17 protein-coding genes and 1 tRNA gene are annotated in these 19,290 nt (G+C 40.5%); 8 read left to right on the top strand and 10 right to left on the bottom strand.

The features are described from left to right. Positions 1-7 precede the first annotated feature (7 nt). From rodA to purH, 6 genes are read right to left on the bottom strand one after another with little or no spacing between them, the layout of a single operon-like run. Entirely contained in the window at positions 8-1,429 is a 1,422-nt protein-coding gene (gene rodA / locus ACE01N_RS10725) for a rod shape-determining protein RodA (RefSeq protein ID WP_380588327.1), read from the bottom strand. Further along, positions 1,410-3,248: a penicillin-binding protein 2 gene (gene mrdA, locus ACE01N_RS10720; RefSeq protein ID WP_380588324.1), complete on the bottom strand. Its 1,839-nt coding sequence runs from the start codon at positions 3,246-3,248 to the stop codon at positions 1,410-1,412. Before mrdA ends, rodA begins: the two co-directional genes overlap by 20 nt. After that, positions 3,241-3,762: a rod shape-determining protein MreD gene (locus tag ACE01N_RS10715; RefSeq protein WP_380588321.1), complete on the bottom strand. Its 522-nt coding sequence runs from the start codon at positions 3,760-3,762 to the stop codon at positions 3,241-3,243. The genes mrdA and ACE01N_RS10715 overlap by 8 nt, the downstream gene beginning before the upstream one ends. After that, a complete protein-coding gene (gene mreC / locus ACE01N_RS10710; protein WP_380588318.1) occupies positions 3,755-4,585 on the bottom strand; it encodes a rod shape-determining protein MreC in 831 nt (276 codons plus the stop codon). Before mreC ends, ACE01N_RS10715 begins: the two co-directional genes overlap by 8 nt. Positions 4,586-4,620: 35 nt before the next feature. Beyond that, entirely contained in the window at positions 4,621-5,640 is a 1,020-nt protein-coding gene (locus ACE01N_RS10705) for a rod shape-determining protein (RefSeq protein ID WP_375730027.1), read from the bottom strand. A 14-nt stretch (positions 5,641-5,654) separates the two neighbouring features. After that, complete coding sequence (gene purH / locus ACE01N_RS10700; protein WP_380588314.1) at positions 5,655-7,241, bottom strand: bifunctional phosphoribosylaminoimidazolecarboxamide formyltransferase/IMP cyclohydrolase; 1,587 nt, start codon at positions 7,239-7,241, stop codon at positions 5,655-5,657. Between the two features lie 331 nt (positions 7,242-7,572). Between purH and ACE01N_RS10695 the strand changes: the two genes are divergently transcribed. From ACE01N_RS10695 to ACE01N_RS10665, 7 genes are all read left to right on the top strand, one after another. Next, positions 7,573-7,647 (top strand) — tRNA-Val (locus ACE01N_RS10695). A 266-nt stretch (positions 7,648-7,913) separates the two neighbouring features. Next, positions 7,914-8,888: a hypothetical protein gene (locus ACE01N_RS10690; protein ID WP_380588311.1), complete on the top strand. Its 975-nt coding sequence runs from the start codon at positions 7,914-7,916 to the stop codon at positions 8,886-8,888. Between the two features lie 5 nt (positions 8,889-8,893). Beyond that, the gene (locus tag ACE01N_RS10685; protein ID WP_380588308.1) at positions 8,894-9,832 is read left to right on the top strand and encodes a T9SS type A sorting domain-containing protein; all 939 of its coding nucleotides are present in this window, start codon (positions 8,894-8,896) and stop codon (positions 9,830-9,832) included. Between the two features lie 271 nt (positions 9,833-10,103). Beyond that, positions 10,104-10,973, top strand: a complete 870-nt coding sequence (locus ACE01N_RS10680) for a prephenate dehydratase (protein ID WP_375730023.1) — start codon at positions 10,104-10,106, stop codon at positions 10,971-10,973. Next, the gene (locus ACE01N_RS10675; RefSeq protein WP_380588303.1) at positions 10,957-12,114 is read left to right on the top strand and encodes a pyridoxal phosphate-dependent aminotransferase; all 1,158 of its coding nucleotides are present in this window, start codon (positions 10,957-10,959) and stop codon (positions 12,112-12,114) included. The genes ACE01N_RS10680 and ACE01N_RS10675 overlap by 17 nt, the downstream gene beginning before the upstream one ends. Before the next feature lie 11 nt (positions 12,115-12,125). After that, a complete protein-coding gene (locus tag ACE01N_RS10670) occupies positions 12,126-13,196 on the top strand; it encodes a bifunctional 3-deoxy-7-phosphoheptulonate synthase/chorismate mutase type II (RefSeq protein WP_375730021.1) in 1,071 nt (356 codons plus the stop codon). A 47-nt stretch (positions 13,197-13,243) separates the two neighbouring features. Further along, positions 13,244-14,038, top strand: coding sequence for a prephenate dehydrogenase/arogenate dehydrogenase family protein (locus ACE01N_RS10665; protein WP_380588299.1), 795 nt, complete (start codon positions 13,244-13,246; stop codon positions 14,036-14,038). Positions 14,039-14,052: 14 nt separating this feature from the next. On the opposite strand, the gene ACE01N_RS10660 is transcribed toward ACE01N_RS10665, so the two are convergent. Next, a complete protein-coding gene (locus ACE01N_RS10660) occupies positions 14,053-16,074 on the bottom strand; it encodes an alpha amylase C-terminal domain-containing protein (protein ID WP_380588296.1) in 2,022 nt (673 codons plus the stop codon). Positions 16,075-16,264: 190 nt separating this feature from the next. On the opposite strand from ACE01N_RS10660, the gene ACE01N_RS10655 reads away from it, so the two are divergent. Further along, positions 16,265-17,212 carry a phosphoribosylaminoimidazolesuccinocarboxamide synthase gene (locus ACE01N_RS10655; protein ID WP_380588293.1) on the top strand — a complete coding sequence of 316 codons (948 nt, stop codon included), beginning with the start codon at positions 16,265-16,267 and terminating at the stop codon, positions 17,210-17,212. 181 nt (positions 17,213-17,393) lie between these two features. On the opposite strand, the gene tsaB is transcribed toward ACE01N_RS10655, so the two are convergent. From tsaB to ACE01N_RS10640, 3 genes are read right to left on the bottom strand one after another with little or no spacing between them, the layout of a single operon-like run. Next, positions 17,394-18,089 (bottom strand): tRNA (adenosine(37)-N6)-threonylcarbamoyltransferase complex dimerization subunit type 1 TsaB, encoded by a 696-nt coding sequence (gene tsaB / locus ACE01N_RS10650; protein ID WP_375730017.1) that lies wholly within the window; start codon positions 18,087-18,089, stop codon positions 17,394-17,396. Position 18,090: 1 nt separating this feature from the next. Continuing rightward, entirely contained in the window at positions 18,091-18,837 is a 747-nt protein-coding gene (locus tag ACE01N_RS10645; protein WP_380588289.1) for a DUF6048 family protein, read from the bottom strand. Further along, complete coding sequence (locus tag ACE01N_RS10640; RefSeq protein WP_380588286.1) at positions 18,812-19,285, bottom strand: DUF6452 family protein; 474 nt, start codon at positions 19,283-19,285, stop codon at positions 18,812-18,814. Before ACE01N_RS10640 ends, ACE01N_RS10645 begins: the two co-directional genes overlap by 26 nt. Between the last annotated feature and the right edge of the window lie 5 nt (positions 19,286-19,290).

Here is a 19,290-nt window from a genome sequence, read left to right as displayed (position 1 = left end):
TCTGTTATTAAGCTAATATCTGCATTCGGTTTGAATCCAGTTTTAAGAAGATAAACAGCAGGATGGTAAAGCCCCATAACGATGACCCCCCATAACTGAAAAATGGCAGTGGAATTCCAATGACAGGTGCCAGCCCGATCGTCATGCCAATATTAATAATAAAGTGAAACAGGAAAATTGAAAATACGCCATACCCGTAAATTTTCGAAAACAGGCTTCGCTGTCGTTCAGCAAGAAAAATCAATCGGATAAGGAAGAAGGAGAAAAGTGCAATAACAGTGAATGTTCCCATAAATCCCCATTCCTCACCAACGGTACAAAAAATAAAGTCGGTGCTTTGTTCCGGGACATATTTGAATTTTGTATAGGTTCCGTTCAGGAATCCTTTGCCTGTGAATCCACCTGACCCAATGGCGATCCGGGACTGTTTGACATTATAACCGGCACCGCTCGGATCACTTTTTATCCCCAGCAGCACTTCTATCCTTGTGCGCTGATGATCTTCCAAAACTTTTTCAAAAACATAGTTTGTGGACAAGGTGTAGCCAATGGAAATTATCAGGAACAATCCTGCAAGTGTATAAGTCCGTGATTTATCAACCAGTGCTCTGAAGAAAAGATATAACGCACTTAAAATTATAACTATGGAGAGAATAATTTTAAGATCCGGTTTATAAAAACCAAATACATTCAGGAGTAAAAGAATTCCGGTTGTTGAGGCTGCTGTAATCCCTATTCCCAGCAGAACTTTATATTTTCTCTGAGCCAGAATTCCAATTACAGCCAACGCTAATATCATGATAAGCACAAGGCTTTGTGAGTAGATAAGAGATAGAATAAAATACAAAACAGCCAGAATGGCGGCGGTAAGAAAAATTCCGGATAACCCCTGGCGGTACATTACCAGAACAAGAGATGCATACACCAGTGCTGATCCGGTATCGTTTTGGAGCAGGATCAGCACAGATGGGAAAAAGGTAATAAAAAAGGCCAGAGCCAGATCTTTAAGTCGGTTAAAACTAAAATTGAACCGGGACAGAACTTTGGCCAGGGCCAATGCCGTGGCAAACTTCATGAATTCAGCGGGTTGAAGTCTGAACGACCCGATGGCGATCCAGGAAGTAGCTCCCTTAACCTCTACCCCAATAAGCAGAACAGCCACGAGTAACAGCAAAATAGCTGCATATATGGGATATGCGAAAGCTTCAAAAAATTTACTGTCTGTAATTAATACAACCAGAGCAAGAACCACTGACGCTCCGATCCATAATAATTGCTTTCCCGCTCGCGTGTCCATGCCAATGGTCATGGAAGGCTCATCGCCAAGGCTGGATGCAAAAATGCTGATCCATCCGAATGCAATGAAAAACAGGAATAACGCAATGGTTATCCAGTCAAGTGATCGTATGCTACTCTGTCTCCTGTCCATGTTCAATCAGGTTTGCATCAAACATCTCTTGTTCTTTGGCTTTATGATATGGAGGAATACTGTCCGTAATGTATTTCTCCATTAACAGTGTAGTTATAGGAGCAGCATAGGCGGATCCATATCCGGCATTTTCAACCAGGGTAGATATGGCAATTTGTGGATCATCAAAGGGCGCGAATGCAAGAAACACAGAGTGGTTTTCACCCTGTGAGTTTTCTACTGTCCCTGTTTTTCCTCCCATCTGCATAGATCTGTTCCTGTACCATCTTGCAGTACCATCTTCACCGGAATAAACTTCTCTCATGCCTTCCCTGATGAGTTTGAAATTTGATGAATCAACTTTTGTGTAGTGCAATTCCGTATATTTCTCCCGAACATATTTCTCATGTCCGATTGATTTTACAATGTGTGGGATGTAGTATTTGCCACTGTTGGCCATCACAACCGCTTCGTTGGCAATCTGAATAGGCGTAACCAGCAATTCTCCCTGGCCTATTGCCAGTGAGCGGATGGTGTTTGCCCGCCATACTTTTCGGTAGAGTTTGTCATAATAGGATGCTTCAGGAACAGAGCCGTTATATTCGTAAGGTAAATCAATCCCCAGTTTTTTACCAAAACCAAAGCTTTGTACATAATCAGCCCATTTTATATACTGAGATTTTACTTCTTCCAGAGTAGGCCTTTCTATGGTTTGGTAAAACGTTTTGTAAAAGAAAGGATTACAGGAAAGTTCTATCGCAGTAACAACATTTAGTGGTGATACGTGAGAATGAGAACAATTAATAGGTTTAGAGGCCTCACCCTGACAACTGAAAAGGGTGTATTGATTTATGGATTGTTCCTGAAGCCCAATGGCTCCAACCACCATTTTAAATGTTGAACCGGGAGAATAATTCCCTTGTATAGCCCTGTCTATAAGTGGCTTAAGAGTGTCTGTATTGAGCTGATTAAATGCATCTGAACGTAACCTGCCTGTTAAAACTGCCGGATCAAATGTTGGAGCTGAGACAAGGGCGAGAACTTCACCTGTTTTGGGTTCAATGGCAACAATACTGCCAAGTTTGTTCTGCATCAGTTTTTCTGCATAGATTTGCAGGTCGATATCGATCGACAGGGTGATGTCTGATCCTGTCACCGGAGGCTGGTCATAGGATCCGTTTTTGTATGATCCTTTTTCTCTTCCAAAGCGATCCACCAGAATCAGACGTTGTCCTTTTTCACCTCTGAGGAATTCTTCATAGGTTTTTTCGATGCCACTCATACCGGCATAATCACCGGATTTATAGAAGGGATCATCCTTGATCATTTCAGGCGTTACCTCACCCAGATATCCCAGAACCTGTGCTGCATTTGGATAATTATAAGCTCTGATGGTGCGCTGCTGTACATAAAACCCGGGGAATTGATACAGTATCTCCTGAAGAAAAGCGTAATCTTTCGCTGAGAGTTGTGAGAACAGAATGGAAGCCCGGTTCCATGACCAGTTTTTAGCTTTTGTCATCTGTTTTTCCAACGCCTCAGGTGTGACATTTATGGCATTGCAAAGTTTTAGTGTGTCAAAAGCTTCCAGTTTCCGTGGTAGAACCATTAAATCATAGGCCGCCTTATTATAGACCAAAAGTTTACCGTTTCGGTCAAAGATCTTTCCACGTGACGGGTAGACAATCTCAGTCCGGATGGTATTATCATCTGCCGATAATCTGGCTGTTTCGTCCACTACCTGCAGGTTAAACAAGGATATGATGAATGTAAGGGAAATAATTAATACGATTCCCCCCAGAATGAATTTTCTGCTATCTGTATCTCTGAAACTATTCACTGAGCAAAGTTCGTTTTGATGTGCTCGACTGTGATAAAATGATCAGGATCAGCGTAAATACCGAAGAGTATAAACTGTAGAGAAGGGTTGTCCCTGAATTTTCCATGGAAAAAGCATCCAGAAAGAAGAGCGCAACATGGTGAAGTACAACCAGGATGATTGCGTATCGCATATACCATGCCCAGCCGTATTCTGCCACCGAAGGATGCGTTCCGGGTTCGTAGTTATCCCTTGGTTCCAGAAAAGGAAGTAATATATTTCTGAGAAACCCCATAAATACTGTAGCTGCAGTATTTATTCCGGGTGTCCCCACAAACATATCAATCGTGAAGCCCATCAGGAAACTAAGTAGCAGAACACCTGATTTTGATACGCTGAACGGAAGGGCCAGGATAAAAAGTATGTACAGATAGGGATTTATATGGTCCATAAAATTAATATGGTTCAGTACCGTTACCTGCAACAGAACCAGGAAAATAAAATAAATAACATATTTTGCTATGAGTCTAATCATCTCTTTCCTCCAGCACTTTTAATGAATCAACTTCCCACTTGAATTCATTTCCTATCACTTCCACAAAATATAATGACTTAAAGTCTACTGCAAGTTTAACCGTAATATCATAAAAATCATCATCCTCGTCTGAAACAATATCATGGATGTATCCTACTGTTAATCCCGCAGGGAAAATTGAACCGAATCCTGAAGTAAATATTGTGTCGCCAATAGCTACATCAGCATGGTTTTCAATAGCTTTCAGTTTGGCATACTGATAATCTGTACCGTCCCAGACCAGAGAACCGAAAAATCCGGTTTGCCCTATTTTGGAACTTATAGCCTGTTGTGTATTCAGAATAGGTGTTACAATGGAGTAATGCTTCGAGGTGCCTTTAACTGATCCAACCAGTCCTCTGGCAGATGTTACTCCCATTTCTGCTTTCACTCCATCTGCCCATCCTTTATCTATCGTTATATAATTCATTCTGCGGTGAACCGAATTATTAACAACACGTGCAGGGATGAAGTAAAATTCCGTTTGAGGCATGGAATCATTGAAATATGAAACGTAGGCTGAATCCTTTTTGTTATAGAACAAAAGATTCTTTAATGCAGCATTTTCAACTGATAAGTCATTGTTTTCCTTTTGCAGCTGGAAATAATTACTTATAGATTTTGACTGGTTATAAACGTAACCTGCTATATCGCTTCCGGAGTTCAGAAAGGTGGCACGTTGATAAGGATTGTTGTTAAAAATGAGCAAAAAAGCTATGGCCTCAAGAAAAATAAAGAGGAAAATATTCTGAAACCGTATGAAGAAACGGATCAAATTCCGCATAAATCAGTATCCCATATTTGTTGCCTTGTGGCAGTTTAACGAAGCAGGAACTGGAATTTATCCACGTTTTTAAGCGCAATACCTGTGCCCCTGGCAACGGCATGCAACGGGTCATCTGCAATATGAACCGGTATATTTATCTTGTCGCTCAGGCGTTTATCCAATCCTCTTAACAGGGCTCCACCACCGGCCAGAAATATCCCTTTGTTTACAATATCGGAATACAATTCCGGAGGTGTTTGTTCCAATGCACTTAAAACCGCAGCCTCAATTTTAGAGAGTGTCTTTTCAAGGCAGTGGGCAATCTCCTGATACGAAACAGGAACTTCCATTGGGAGTGCTGTCATAGCATTTGGTCCGCGAACAATATAATCCTGTGGTGGATCTTCAAGGTCAGTTAATGCTGCCCCCACATTTATTTTAATGAACTCGGCAGTACGCTCACCTACTTTAATGTTATGCTGGCGACGCATATATTCCATAATATCCTGTGTCAGGTCATTACCTGCAATACGAATGGACTTGTTGGATACGATACCGCCCAGTGAAATTACGGCGATCTCCGTTGTTCCACCACCAATGTCGACGATCATGCTTCCTTCCGGTGCTTCCACATCAATACCGATCCCGATTGCTGCCGCCATTGGTTCGTAAATCATATAAACCTCCCGGCCACCTGCATGTTCCGAGGAGTCACGTACAGCTCTGATCTCAACCTCTGTACTTCCGGATGGGATACAAACCACCATTTTCAATGAAGGGGAGAATAGCCGCGGTTTTTTATTGATCATTTTAATCATCCCCCTGATCATAAGTTCTGCAGCATAGAAGTCTGCAATAACCCCATCGCGCAACGGGTGGATAACCTTTATGTTTTCATGTGTTTTCCCATGCATCTGACGGGCCTTTTCGCCTAAAGCAATAAGCTTATCGTCCCTTCTGTCCAGTGCTACTACCGAAGGCTCGTCCACTACGATTTTGTCGTTATGAATAATAATTGTGTTTGCAGTCCCCAGGTCAATTGCAATTTCCTGAGTTAAGGAAAATAATCCCATGTTAAGTTTGTTTTTTAATGTTTAAAGTGGCGTCTGCCGGTAAATAACATTGCAATTCCAAATTCGTCACATGCTTCAATAACTTCGTTATCGCGGATGCTTCCACCCGGCTCAACGATGTATTTTACGCCGTATTCGTTGGCAGCTTCAATGCTGTCCCTGAAAGGAAAGAAAGCATCAGAGATCAGAACAGATTGTTCGATTTCAACGCCTTCCTTGAGGTTAAAACGGGGCATTGTTAAATGTCTCAGACTGTCAAGTCGGTTGGGTTGACCCATACCGGCACCCGTCAGCCAGAAAGATCCGTCTGCCTGTTCTGTTACAATTGCAATGGCATTGCTTTTTAAATGTTTGCATGCTGTAATTCCAAAACGGGCAAGATTCATTTTGTTATCTTCAAACTTTACCTTGGTTACCTGTGTAAAGTCGCTGTCCATTCCTTCATCTTCATCCTGCACCAACATCCCACCGCTGATGGAACGGTACAGTTTTTCGCCGGTTGTTTCATTTTTTACCGGAATTTCAAGAACTCTCAAATTCTTTTTCTTTGCCAGAACCTCTTTGGCTTCCTCGCTGTATGAAGGCGCAATGATAATTTCAATAAATTTTTTACTGAACCATTCTGCCACCTCCTTTGTGACCTCTCCGGTGAAACAAATAATACCTCCGTAAGCACTGACCGGATCACCGGCCCAGGCCAGCTCCAGCGACTTCATTATATTGTCAGTGACAGCCAATCCGCAGGGATTCAGATGCTTAATAACAGAAACTGCCGATTTGACGTTGAGGTGTGTCACAGAATGGAAAGCATCACTGGCTGATTTCCAGGCCGCGTCTGCATCCAGAAGGTTATTATACGAAAGTGCTTTACCCTGAAGTATTTTTGCATTTGCCAGGGAAGCTCCTTCGTCCACATTGTTGAACTTGAAAAATGTGGCACTCTGATGCGGATTTTCTCCATAACGCAGCACGTGTCCTTCATTCAGACTAATACGTTTGGTATCGGCATCCTGATTGAAATATCCGAATATGGCAGCATCGTAATGTGAAGAAACAGCAAAAGCATCTCGGGCAAAAGATTTTCTTTCTTCAATAGAGCTCTGTGCCCCTTTTGAATTCAGGATATCAAGTAGTTTGCCATACTGTTCCTGAGAAGGAACTATAATAACATCTTTGAAATTTTTGGCTGCAGCACGGATCAATGAAATTCCGCCAATATCAATTTTTTCTATGATGTCCTGTTCCGCTGCACCTGAAGCAACCGTATCTTCAAACGGATAAAGATCCACAATAATGAGATCAATTTCCGGTATGTCGTATTCGTTTAACTGGTCATTATCTCCGCTGTTATCTCTTCTTGAAAGTATCCCTCCGAAGATTTTAGGGTGTAAAGTCTTAACGCGACCGCCTAGTATTGAAGGGTAAGAAGTAAGGTCTTCGACCGCTGTACAAGGGACATTCAGAGATTCTATAAAACTTCTTGTTCCCCCGGTACTTATGAGCTTGACACCTTCGTTATGTAATTTGGTAATAATTTCGTCCAGATTTTCTTTGTGGAATACAGAAATAAGAGCGGATTTAATTTTTTTATTTTCAGACATTTACACTGTTGTTAAAATAATTAAATGCAAAAATATAAAAAATAGCCAATTGATTCAACTTGTTTAATTTTTTTGTGCTTTGATTTATTAACTTTTTATTGTTGAAATTATTGGTATGTGTAGATGTGAAGAGTTAAGTAGCTTTATATCAGTTATATGTGGGTATTCCAGGAGGTTTGTTGAGTGAGAATAGACATATTAATATATCTAAAAATAGCTTATTCGTACTTTGATGGAATTAATTTTAATGATTCTCAATATTTTTCATCAAATTTTTTGCAGGAATAAAAACTTAGCATATATTTGCACCGCATTTGAAAAAATGTAACACGGGCGGTTAGCTCAGCTGGTTCAGAGCACTTGGTTTACACCCAAGGGGTCATAGGTTCGAATCCTATACCGCCCACGAAGCTTCACGAAAATGTGAAGCTTTTTTTATGCCCTGAATATTTTGCCTCCCGGGATTCAGCATTTTTTAGTCTAAACCTTATCCGGCTTAAATTTAAATTGTTGATAAAATAATTCATTGTTCAGGATTTTTTAATAGACATATCATTTTAAAGTTCGTATATTTAGCGTTCTCAGTCCCTTAGCATTTTATTTGTTATTAAACCTTTTACATGCCATTAGGTACGAAATTATACGTTTAACTCATTTAAATTTTATATGATCATGAAAAGACTTTTTTTTACCTCACTTATTCTATTTCTTTTGTTTAGTTTTAATTCTAATGCCACAAAGTGGCGGGTCAATAATACGGTTGGCATTGATGCAGATTTTACTTCATTTAAGGAGGCACATGATGCCGCAGCTCCGGGAGATACTTTAATGTTCGAAGGCTCAAATCTGGCCTATGGGGATAAAGATACCTTATATAAGAAGCTTGTAATAATTGGTCCTGGCTATTTTCTTGGTGAAAATGAAATTGGAAATGATAATATTCTTCCTGCCGAACTAGGTGTACTATACGTTGATTCTGCTGGTCGGGGATCCGTCATTATTGGGATGTCAATCGTAGGAGGTTTTGATGCACTGCAAGTGGATGCAAGTGACCTGATAATTGAAAGAAATCATATTAATGGTACAATTGCATTCTGTTATGAAAAAGCGGTTCAAAATTGTATTGTCTCAAAAAACTACTTAGCCAGTATTGATACCCGTTGGAGTTCGGAGACCTTATTTGCCACTGGTTTAATTATAACAAATAATATTGCCACAGGATCAATAGGTTTTAATGCAAAAACAACTGCAACGATTACAAATAATATGGCTGGAAGTGACATTATTGCTTTTAATTCGGGTATTAAAAATAATATTTCCGGTTATATAAGCACAAGGGATGGTTCAACCTACCAGTATAACATTGTAAGTCATGATGCTCCGGCAGGAACAGGTAATGTTGGAAATGTTGTGTGGGATGATCTTTTTGTTACAGGTGATACATCCACGGACGGAGAATATGTATTATCAGAAACTTCCGTGGCTAAAGAGGCTGGAGAAGGTAGTGTCGATTGTGGACCATTCGGCGGAGATGATCAGTATATTTTGTCCGGCTTGCCACCCATGCCATTTATTTATAACGTTGAAATTCCTGCAACAGCAACCGGAAGTATGGTTGTAAAGATTAATGCCAGAAGTCAAAAATAAGCGCTATGAAAAAATTATGTTTGATTTTTTTGGTATTCCCGTTGTTGTGTTTTGGACAAACACTCACACAGGGAGAGTATTTTGTAGATAATGATCCGGGATACGGAAATGGTTACTTAATGAATTTTACGCCAACAGAGTCGCTGACACTGGCCTCAGAACTTTCACTTGAGACCGTTTCTCCGGGATTTCATACCTTGTATTACAGGCTAAAGGATGATGTGAATGGTTGGGGGCAAACTTTTTATCAGAATGTGTTTGTGTCATTACCTGTACAGAATATTACACGACTGGAATATTTTATCGATGTTGATCCGGGTTATGGAAACGGAATCAGTCTTTTTGAAGGTTCTGCTGATGTAGCAGATATCAATTCGGTTATTTCACTGGAAAATATTGAACCGGGCTATCACGTATTATTTTACCGCTCGCAGGATGAAGGATCTTGGGGTGAGACATTCCGGCATCCATTTTATAAGACGTTGACTCCAAAACTAAATGCCGTTCTCTATTCTTTTGATGATGAAGAATCTTTATATACGTTGAATCTTAATCCTGAATTGTGGGAGGTTGATGAAGATTTTGATATTGATATCAGTTCTCTTGGCAACGGAGATCATGTCATACATATTTGGGTTCAGAATACCGAAGGAACTTTAAGTGAGGTGTGGAGCGAGAATTTCTATGTTGGTCCATCCGCTATAAATGATCCGGAGAACATGAGTCTGAAGGTTTATCCAAATCCTGCTTCAGAGGTGATCCAGTTTGATTCAGAGGATGTTATCCAAAGTGTGGCTGTGTTGTCTTTAAAAGGCAAGGTTTTGAAATCAGCTTCCGGTTCTGTAACAGAAATGAACATATCGGATTTGCCCGATGGTTTATATCTGCTGTCTGTTAAAAGCAGTAAGGGAATAACGATTCGTGCAATTGTGATAAATCATTAGTATTAAAAATGATAAAGTTTAGTTTTGTTAATGATTTAATACAAAAAATCACATTTTTATTGTAATTGTGTTTGATCAATTAAAAATTGGTTATATTTGCGCAAACAAAAAATAGGAAAAATGAAATCCGGTTACTTTTTTAACTTTTATTTTTATTTCTACTTTAAAAAGGTGGCGGGATTTTGTATACATTGAACTGAACATATATAATAATACAGAATCCCGCTGAAAAGCGGGATTTTTTTTTGTAACAGTAAATACAAAATAAAAGATGGTAAAAACAAAACAGGTGGCCATTCAGGGAATTGCAGGAGCATTTCACGAAATTGCGGCAAAGGCTTATTTCGAAAACGACGATGTGGATATAATTCCCTGTATTACCTTTAAAGATGTGTTCAACACGCTTAGAAAGGATGGTTCTGTTTACGGCATTATTGCGATAGAGAATACGCTGGCAGGCAGTTTGCTTCCAAACTATAATCTTCTAAGGGAATCAAACTTTAGTATTATTGGAGAATACAAACTCAGAATCAAACACAACCTTTGTGCATTGCCGGGGCAGAAAATTGAAGATATTCGTGAGGTTTATTCACACCCGATGGCATTAATGCAGTGCGAGGACTATCTGGATCAGTATCCGGCTATGCGCCTGATTGAATCTGATGATACCGCGTTGAGTGCTAAGAATGTTCAATCGGATAAAATGTCAGGTGCGGCGGCAATCTGCAGTGATCTGGCGGCCCGTACTTACGGGTTGAATATTTTGGCCGAAAGCATTGAAACCAACAAGAAAAACTTCACCCGTTTTTTGATTATCGGTGACCCGTGGAACCTTTCCGCCGATTTCGCGTTAAAAGAAGTGGTAAACAAATCGTCGGTAGTATTTGCATTGCCGCATGAGGAAGGAAGTCTTTCTAAAGTGTTAACCATACTTTCGTTCTATGGCATTAACCTTACAAAAATTCAGAGCCTGCCGGTTTTAGGCCGTGAATGGGAATACATGTTTTATGTGGATCTGACTTTTAACGATTACATCCGTTATCAGCAATCACTGGAGGCCATTAAGCCGCTGACTAAAAACATGAAAATATTAGGAGAATATAAACAAGGAAAACAATCACACGATGATTTCACCAGCTGAAAGAATTAGTAACGTTAAGGAGTATTACTTTTCGGTAAAATTGAAGGAAATCGCAAAAATGCGGTCCGAAGGAACAGATATTCTTAATCTTGGCATTGGAAATCCTGATTTGCCACCTTCTGATGCAACGATTGAAACATTACACAAGGCTTCATCGAAAGATGGTGACCACGGTTACCAGAGTTATAACGGGATTCCGGAACTCCGTAAAGCTTTTGCCGAATGGTATAAAAAATGGTATGGGGTTACACTTGATCCGAACTCAGAAATTCTGCCTTTAATTGGAAGCAAGGAAGGTATTACGCATATTTCGCTGGCTTTTTTAAATCCAGGCGATGAAGTGTTGGTGCCTGATCCTGGTTACCCTACATACAGTTCTGTAAGTGAATTGGTGGGTGCCAAAATTAGGACTTACGATCTGAAAGAGGAGAGGGGTTGGTTCCCTGATCTGGATCAGCTTGAAAAAGAAGGTGTGGCGAAGGTAAAGATTATGTGGATCAATTACCCGAACATGCCAACGGGTACACCTGCCACAAAAAAGTTGTTTGAAGATATTGTGGCGTTTGCAAAACGTAATGATATTCTGGTAGTGAACGATAATCCTTACAGCTTTATCCTGAACGACAATCCCATGAGTATCATGGAGGTTGAAGGTGCCAGAGATGTGTGTATCGAGCTGAATTCGATGTCAAAAAGCCATAATATGGCCGGGTGGCGTGTTGGAATGGCTGCGGCTAATGCCACCTTGATCAGTTATATTATCAGGGTGAAAAGCAATGTGGATTCAGGAATGTACAAACCGTTACAGCTTGCAGCTGCGGAAGCCCTGAAAGCACCAAAAGAATGGTACGATTCCAACAATGCTGCATATGAAGTGCGAAAAAAGCTGGCTTATGCCATTATGGATCGCCTGGAATGTACTTATGATGAAAAACAGACCGGAATGTTCATATGGGCAAAAATTCCGGATCATATAGAATGTGTCGCCGATTTTGCCGACTCAATCCTGATGAAAGCTCACGTATTTATTACACCGGGTTTCATCTTTGGAGAAAATGGGAAACGATATATCCGTATATCGTTATGTAGCTCTGAGACCATGCTGAAAGAGGCATTAAGAAGAATTGATAAAAATATGTAAACAGAAATAAAATGCTTGATTTAGAAAAATTCACGTTACCGGGTCTGAATACAGAAAGACCATTGGTTATTGCCGGCCCCTGCAGTGCTGAAACTGAAGATCAGGTTATGGCAACAGCAAAAGAACTGGCATCAAGAGGCGTTCAGATTTACCGTGCAGGCATCTGGAAACCGAGAACCCGTCCGAACATGTTTGAAGGCGTTGGCGAGAAAGGTTTGAAATGGCTGAAACATGTTAAGGAGGAGACCGGCATGTATGTTGCTACCGAAGTTGCTACAGCAAAACATGTATACGAAGCTTTAAAGCAGGGTATAGATGTACTTTGGGTTGGCGCAAGAACATCTGCAAACCCTTTTGCAGTGCAGGAAGTTGCCGATGCACTGAATGGAGTTGATATTCCTGTCCTTGTTAAAAATCCGGTAAATCCCGATGTGGAATTATGGATTGGTGCCCTGGAGCGCATTAATCAGGCGGGTATCAAACGGCTTGCCGCTATACATCGCGGATTCAGTTCGTATGATAAACGCATTTACAGGAACTTACCTCAATGGCATATTCCAATTGAATTGAGACGGAAAGTACGCGAATTGCCTATTATTTGCGATCCGAGTCATATTGGTGGGAAGCGTGATTTAATTGCTCCGATTTCTCAGCAGGCGATGGACCTGAACTTTGACGGGTTGATCATTGAAAGTCACATTTGTCCTGAAAAAGCATTGAGTGATGCCGCTCAGCAGGTAACTCCGGAAGCACTGTTCGAAATTCTTTCTACCCTTGTATTACGCGACGCAAAAAAAACCACTGAGGATTTATCCATTCTTCGTCGTAACATTGATGAGCTGGATGATCAGTTGTTGGAAGTACTTGCCAAACGCATGAGGATATCACGCGAAATAGGTCAGTTTAAGAAAGAAAATAATATGACTATTTTACAGACAGCACGCTACGATGAGATTTTACAGAAAAGAGTAGAACAGGGCAGTGAACTTGGACTGAGTAGTGATTTTATGATTAAACTTTTAAAGGGTGTTCACGAAGAATCCATTCGTCATCAGGTAGATGTAATGAATGCGAAAGACTGATTTATATGCTCTTAGTAGTATTTTAATAACTTGAAAATTTTAAACGGATGAAAATCCTTGTATTGGGTGCCGGTAAAATGGGCACATGGATTACCGATTGCCTCTGTTTTGATCACGAAGTGGCAATTTTTGATCCGGATCATAAAAAACTGCGGTTTGTATTCAATACAATCCGTATGACTGATCCAAAGGAAATTGAAGCATTTAAACCGGAGCTGGTAATTAATGCGGTGACCTTAAAGTACACCATTGAGGCATTTGAAACTGTGATTCCATATTTGCCCGAAAACTGTATATTATCCGATATCGCATCGGTTAAAAACGGACTAAAGGATTATTATAAGAACAAAGGGTTCAGGTTTGTATCCACACACCCGATGTTCGGTCCTACTTTTGCCAATATTCAGGATCTTTCTACTCAGAATGCGGTAATTATATCTGAATCAGACCATCTTGGAAAGGCTTTCTTCAAGGATTTTTATGGAAGTCTGCGACTGAAAATTTACGAATATACCTTTAAGGAACATGATGAAATTACGGCTTATTCCCTGTCCATTCCGTTTTCATCTACTCTTGTATTTGCAGCCTGTATGAAAAATATTGAGGCGCCGGGAACCACATTTAAAAAACATATGGCCATTGCTCAGGGACTGCTTTCGGAGGATGATTATCTGTTATCGGAAATTCTGTTCAATGAATATACTTACGAGCAGGTTGAAAATATTCGGAAGGAACTCCGGTATCTTCTGGATATTATAAAGGATAAGGATTCTGAAAAGATGAAAGCCTTCCTGTCAAAGGTTCGGAATAATATCAATTATAAAAAAACATCCGCCGGCTGACGGATGTTTTTTTATCAGAACAATTTCTTTGTTTCCTGTCTCTTCATTACAAAGGCTATGCGTGATGGTATATATAAACGGAGCCAGTGTTTCTTTTCCAGCCTGGATGGTGCCGAAGTGTAATAGGTCATTTTATCGTCAATCCTGTTGAAGCCACCAAATTCTGTCGAATCCGTATTCAGGACGATCTTGTAGCGTCCCGGATCAATCTGTATCCCATAGTCCGTAAAGGATTGATTAGGATTGAAGTTGAAGACAAAAATCAGGTCCTTGCGTTGGAAAATAAGAATCTGGTCTTTTTCATTGCTGCTGTTTACGCCCGTATAGGCATTTGCAAATTCATCTTCAGACGACAGCAGCTGAATCATAGCCTTATCAAATGCGTTCAGGAATTTATACTTCAGGTTCTCATTGTCAACAAGACTCCATTGCCTGCGTGCATATTTAAAGGACCAGTTATTTCCTTCCCGTGGAAAATCGATCCATTCGGGATGGCCGAACTCATTACCCATGAAATTCAGATAACCGCCATTGATTGTTGATGCAGTAATCAGCCGGATCATCTTATGCAGGGTCAGGCCACGGTCCACGGTCAGGTTCTGGTCAAAAACCTGCATATGCCAGTACATCTCTTTATCGATAAGGCGGAAAATAATGGTTTTGTCACCAACCAGGGCCTGGTCATGCGATTCAGCATAATTTATGGTTTGTTCTTCTGATCGGTGATTCGTCAGCTCATGAAAAATGCCGCCAACATTCCAGTTTTCATCCTGCACTTCCTTAATAATTTTAATCCAGTAATCCGGTATTCCCATGGCCAGCCTGAAATCAAATCCGATTCCACCTTCGGCTGTTGTATAGGCCAGACCCGGCATACCGCTCATTTCCTCGGCTACAGTTATAGCTTCCGGTTTTAGTTCATGGATCAGTTCATTGGCAAGTGCCAGATACGTAATGGCGTCTTCATCCTGACCGCCGTTGTAATAGTCCGAATATGACGTAAAAGCTTTTCCAAGTCCATGATCGTAATAGAGCATACTGGTAACGCCGTCGAACCGGAATCCGTCGAAACCAATGGTTTCAATCCAGTAGCGGCAGTTGGAAAGCAGGAAACGCATGGTGTCTTCTTTCCCGTAATCAAAACAGAGGGAATCCCATGCAGGGTGTTCTCTTCTGTTCACGTCTTCGTGAAAATAAAGTTTGCCAGATCCGTCCAGTTTGCCGATACCTTCGTTTTCATTCTTTACGGCATGGCTGTGTACAATATCCATGATAACCAGGATCCCATTTTCGTGGCACGCATCAATAAGTCTCCTCAGGTCCTCCGGTGTGCCAAAACGGCTGGAAACGGCAAAAAAGTTACTGACGTGATACCCGAAAGAGCCATAATACGGATGCTCCTGAATAGCCATAAACTGTATCACGTTATATCCCAGATCAACAATTCGGGGAAGTGTTTTTTCCCTGAATTCATTAAATGAACCGACCCTTTCCATTTCTGTGGCCATTCCGATATGACACTCGTATATAAATGGCGATTTCCCGTTAAGAGAGGGCTGGGGAGCTGTTAATTCAAACCGGTCCTCAGGTTGCCATACCTGCGCGCTGAATATATATGTGTTTTCATCCTGGACCACACGCTTTGCAAAAGCAGGCAGACGTTCAGCCTGTCCGCCTTCCCAGCTGACAAGCATTTTATACAAATCACCGTGGTTGAGTTTATCCTTTTCAAGTATGATTTCCCAGATACCGTTTCCAACACTTTGCATCTGGTACTCGGGTAATGCCCTCCAGTCATTAAACGTACCAATCAGGTAGATCCCTGTTGCATTAGGGGCATATTCCCTGAAGACCCATCCATCGTTCATTGGATGTAAACCCAACAGATTATGCCAGGCTGCACAATTCTGAAGACTGCCGTATTTGTGTATCAGCTCTAGTCGTTTGGATATAACCCGCTCGTGGCGTCCTACAATGGTATCTGTAAACGGTTCAAGCCACGGATCGAGTTTTAATAAGCCTGGTAAATGCATCATGCTGTTATTTTTTATAAAAATAGTGAGATTTTTTTACTTTAGTTTATACATCCTGAAAAGATTTATGGATTATATGTGATCAAAAATCATATTGATCTGTTTACATTTATTTAGATTTTATACATATTAAAATCCCGTTTCATAGGTCAATTTTTTTTATTTTTGTGTGAATCAATAAAACTGTAAAAAAATGAGTAAAGCACTGGTTAAAACCGACTATAATTTCCCCGGACAGAAGAGTGTCTATCATGGAAAAGTCAGAGACGTATATGATATCAATGGTGAATACCTGGTAATGATCGTTTCAGACAGAATTTCAGCATTTGATGTGGTATTACCCAAGGGTATACCTTTTAAGGGACAGGTTTTAAATCAGATAGCAGAACGTTTCCTTGATGCAACTCAGGATATCGTTCCAAACTGGAAAATTGCTTCTCCCGATCCATCTGTAACTGTTGGACATCGATGCGACCCGTTTAAGGTTGAGATGGTCATTAGGGGCTATCTTACAGGACATGCCTGGCGTGAATACCGTTCAGGAAAACGTTCGCTTTGTGGTGTCCCGTTACCTGAAGGAATGGTTGAGAACCAAAAGTTCCCGGAACCAATTGTTACACCGACCACCAAGGCAGATGAAGGACATGACGAAGATATCAGCCGGGAAGAAATTTTGGCGCAGGGACTTGTTTCTGAAGTAGATTATGATTTGCTGGAGAAATATACTAAGGCATTATTTCAGAGAGGGACAGAGCTTGCTGCTGAAAAAGGATTGATCCTGGTAGATACCAAATATGAATTTGGTAAAAAAGATGATACGATTTACCTGATTGATGAGATTCATACACCGGATTCATCCCGTTACTTCTATGCTGAAGGCTATGAAGACCGTTTGAAGAATGGCGAGAAACAAAAGCAGCTTTCTAAAGAGTTTGTGCGTCAATGGCTTATCGAAAACGGATTTCAGGGGCAGGAAGGTCAGAAGGTACCGGAAATGAGCGAGGAATTCGTGAACCAGGTTTCAGATCGTTACATTGAACTTTACGAGCATATTGTTGGTGAGAAATTCAAAAAAGCGGAAGTGGAGGACGTGGCTGCGCGTATTGAAAAGAATGTGACCGATTTTATCAAAGGAATGTGATCTCCTGAATATAAGAATCAAGACATAAGATTGATAGCACGGAATACGGTTCGTGCTATTTTTTTCTGTGATTTGGAAAGGAAGGAGAAAGCCATATTAAACCCTTTAGGATACACCAATAAATCTGCGAAACTTAGCGTAAACATCTGCGGAAATCCGCGAGAAATATTAAAAAACACAATTATTTTCCTAATACATTTTTTGTAGAAATTGTGGCAACAAAGTTTTTCAGGTAAAACGGTTCAAAATAAGCCACATTTTCAAACTGTTTTTCGTTGAAAGCCTTTTCTGCAAGCACAGCAAGATATTTTGCCATTGGATGAATACCATCCACAAACTGCATATTGGGTAGTGACAGAACATTCATACACTTTTCAGCTCCATTCCCAAAAAAATATACTTCATTGTCCCGATACTCCAAAAGTGATTCCGAATCTATTACTTCTGCAACAGTTGGTTTGATCCGGTTCAGGGCTGCATCAAAAACAGCATAATAAACTTCCATTCTGCGGGCGTCAATCATTGGGCAAAACAAAGGATTTCCTGATATCGTGGTTTCGGTAATTAATCCCTGAGTTAGTACGGTATGCGTATCAATTGCTATTAATGGAATATTGTATCCGTAGCACAAACCTTTTGCCAGCGAAACGCCAATTCGTAAGCCGGTATAGGATCCGGGACCACTGCAAACAGCAACAGCATCAGGCTTCAATCCAGCCTTTTCAGCTTCACTTAGTACTTCATCAACATAAACACCGGTTTTTACAGCATGCGACCGATCTTCAAAACTTTCACGATTGAAAATTACATTTCCATCTTTGCTGAATGCTACTGAACCAACCTCTGTAGAAGTATCAATTGAAAGAATATTTGCCATGTTATTCTGTTACTGAACCTTTTTTTATAGGTAACGCGTAAGATAAATATATGTTTGCTGCCACATTCACATTATTACTGTATTTTCCAAACCCGGGAACCAGATATGGTGTTACGTCCCTGGAAGATGTTTTAATCATTCTTTTGCCTCTGACGGTCCATCCCAGAAAAAGATTTTTTGCAATCTCAGTTTTTACGCCTACGGTGAGTTCTCCCCAAACCGAATGAAAGTTCTGGTCAGGAAAGTTAAATGTTACATCTGTCCCCGTGTTATTGAGAATAATATTGTCGGCACTTTGTGTGAAATTTGAATAGGCTATCCGTATTCCCATAAAGAACATGTCACGGTCATCTTTATCAGCATATTGCAAAAAGTTGTTGTCCACTCCAAATCGAAAGAAGAGACCATTAGCATTCAGATTATAGTTGGTCTGATCCAGAGATACAAATTCATGGCCAAGTTCAAATACAGGAAAGTAGCGTCCTTTTACTTCGGTGTCAATGCTGGCTTCCATTCCGCCACGTGCTATACCATCTATATATGGATAAACATACCGGGTTGGATCAAAGCTTATTCTAAGATATCTTGTTCTGCCTTCTGGAACAACATATTTCGGGCGCTCATTTTGTTGCTCTTCTTCCTTTCCTTTTTCATCACCTGTCCCTGAATTCATTATTTCCTGCGAAAACAGCTGAAAAGAAAATAAAATAAATAACGAAAGGCTAATATGTAATTTTAATATTCTCAATTTCAATATCTGTTGTTACGGCTTTGTTTAACCAGTAAAGTGAATCAATTTTCTGAGCCGTATATTTTACACTATCCAGCTTAAATTCCGGCACGAAACCGCAGGCTTCATCCAGAAAATCCAGTTTCATGGAATGATAAAAAACAATTACATCTGTGGCTGTATCAATGGAGTCGCCGGCTACAAATAAAAATGCGGTTGTATCTGAAGAAAGCGACAACGGCAGTGTTTTAATATAGCTCGATGCAGAACCGGAGTAATACAGTGTGTCTTCCGGGTTTTCTACCGGTGCAATGTAAATGCTGTTGACTATGCTGGTTGAATTTTTTTGTAAGGCATAATTTACACCTGCTACCGTACTGTGGTTGCATTCGTCGGTTTTATTACACGACAGCAGCAGGGCAATAATCCCGGCAACAAAAAATATGTGTGTCTTTTTTTTCAACATCAGGT

This window comes from Quyinboa ferrireducens (assembly GCF_042436675.1).
Classification (GTDB): domain Bacteria; phylum Bacteroidota; class Bacteroidia; order Bacteroidales; family UBA5342; genus JBHJHP01.
Note: the sequence above shows the minus strand (reverse complement) of the source record. Positions and strands in the feature narration are given on the sequence as shown.

Coding starts and splice junctions, on each gene's coding strand:
- rodA (WP_380588327.1), bottom strand. CDS start 1,429: ATGGACAGGAGACAGAGTAGCATACGATCACTTGACTGGATAACCATT.
- mreC (WP_380588318.1), bottom strand. CDS start 4,585: ATGCGGAATTTGATCCGTTTCTTCATACGGTTTCAGAATATTTTCCTC.
- ACE01N_RS10660 (WP_380588296.1), bottom strand. CDS start 16,074: ATGATGCATTTACCAGGCTTATTAAAACTCGATCCGTGGCTTGAACCG.
- ACE01N_RS10680 (WP_375730023.1), top strand. CDS start 10,104: ATGGTAAAAACAAAACAGGTGGCCATTCAGGGAATTGCAGGAGCATTT.
- ACE01N_RS10670 (WP_375730021.1), top strand. CDS start 12,126: ATGCTTGATTTAGAAAAATTCACGTTACCGGGTCTGAATACAGAAAGA.
- ACE01N_RS10705 (WP_375730027.1), bottom strand. CDS start 5,640: ATGGGATTATTTTCCTTAACTCAGGAAATTGCAATTGACCTGGGGACT.
- ACE01N_RS10715 (WP_380588321.1), bottom strand. CDS start 3,762: ATGATTAGACTCATAGCAAAATATGTTATTTATTTTATTTTCCTGGTT.
- ACE01N_RS10640 (WP_380588286.1), bottom strand. CDS start 19,285: ATGTTGAAAAAAAAGACACACATATTTTTTGTTGCCGGGATTATTGCC.
- tsaB (WP_375730017.1), bottom strand. CDS start 18,089: ATGGCAAATATTCTTTCAATTGATACTTCTACAGAGGTTGGTTCAGTA.
- ACE01N_RS10685 (WP_380588308.1), top strand. CDS start 8,894: ATGAAAAAATTATGTTTGATTTTTTTGGTATTCCCGTTGTTGTGTTTT.
- ACE01N_RS10690 (WP_380588311.1), top strand. CDS start 7,914: ATGAAAAGACTTTTTTTTACCTCACTTATTCTATTTCTTTTGTTTAGT.
- purH (WP_380588314.1), bottom strand. CDS start 7,241: ATGTCTGAAAATAAAAAAATTAAATCCGCTCTTATTTCTGTATTCCAC.
- ACE01N_RS10655 (WP_380588293.1), top strand. CDS start 16,265: ATGAGTAAAGCACTGGTTAAAACCGACTATAATTTCCCCGGACAGAAG.
- ACE01N_RS10665 (WP_380588299.1), top strand. CDS start 13,244: ATGAAAATCCTTGTATTGGGTGCCGGTAAAATGGGCACATGGATTACC.
- ACE01N_RS10675 (WP_380588303.1), top strand. CDS start 10,957: ATGATTTCACCAGCTGAAAGAATTAGTAACGTTAAGGAGTATTACTTT.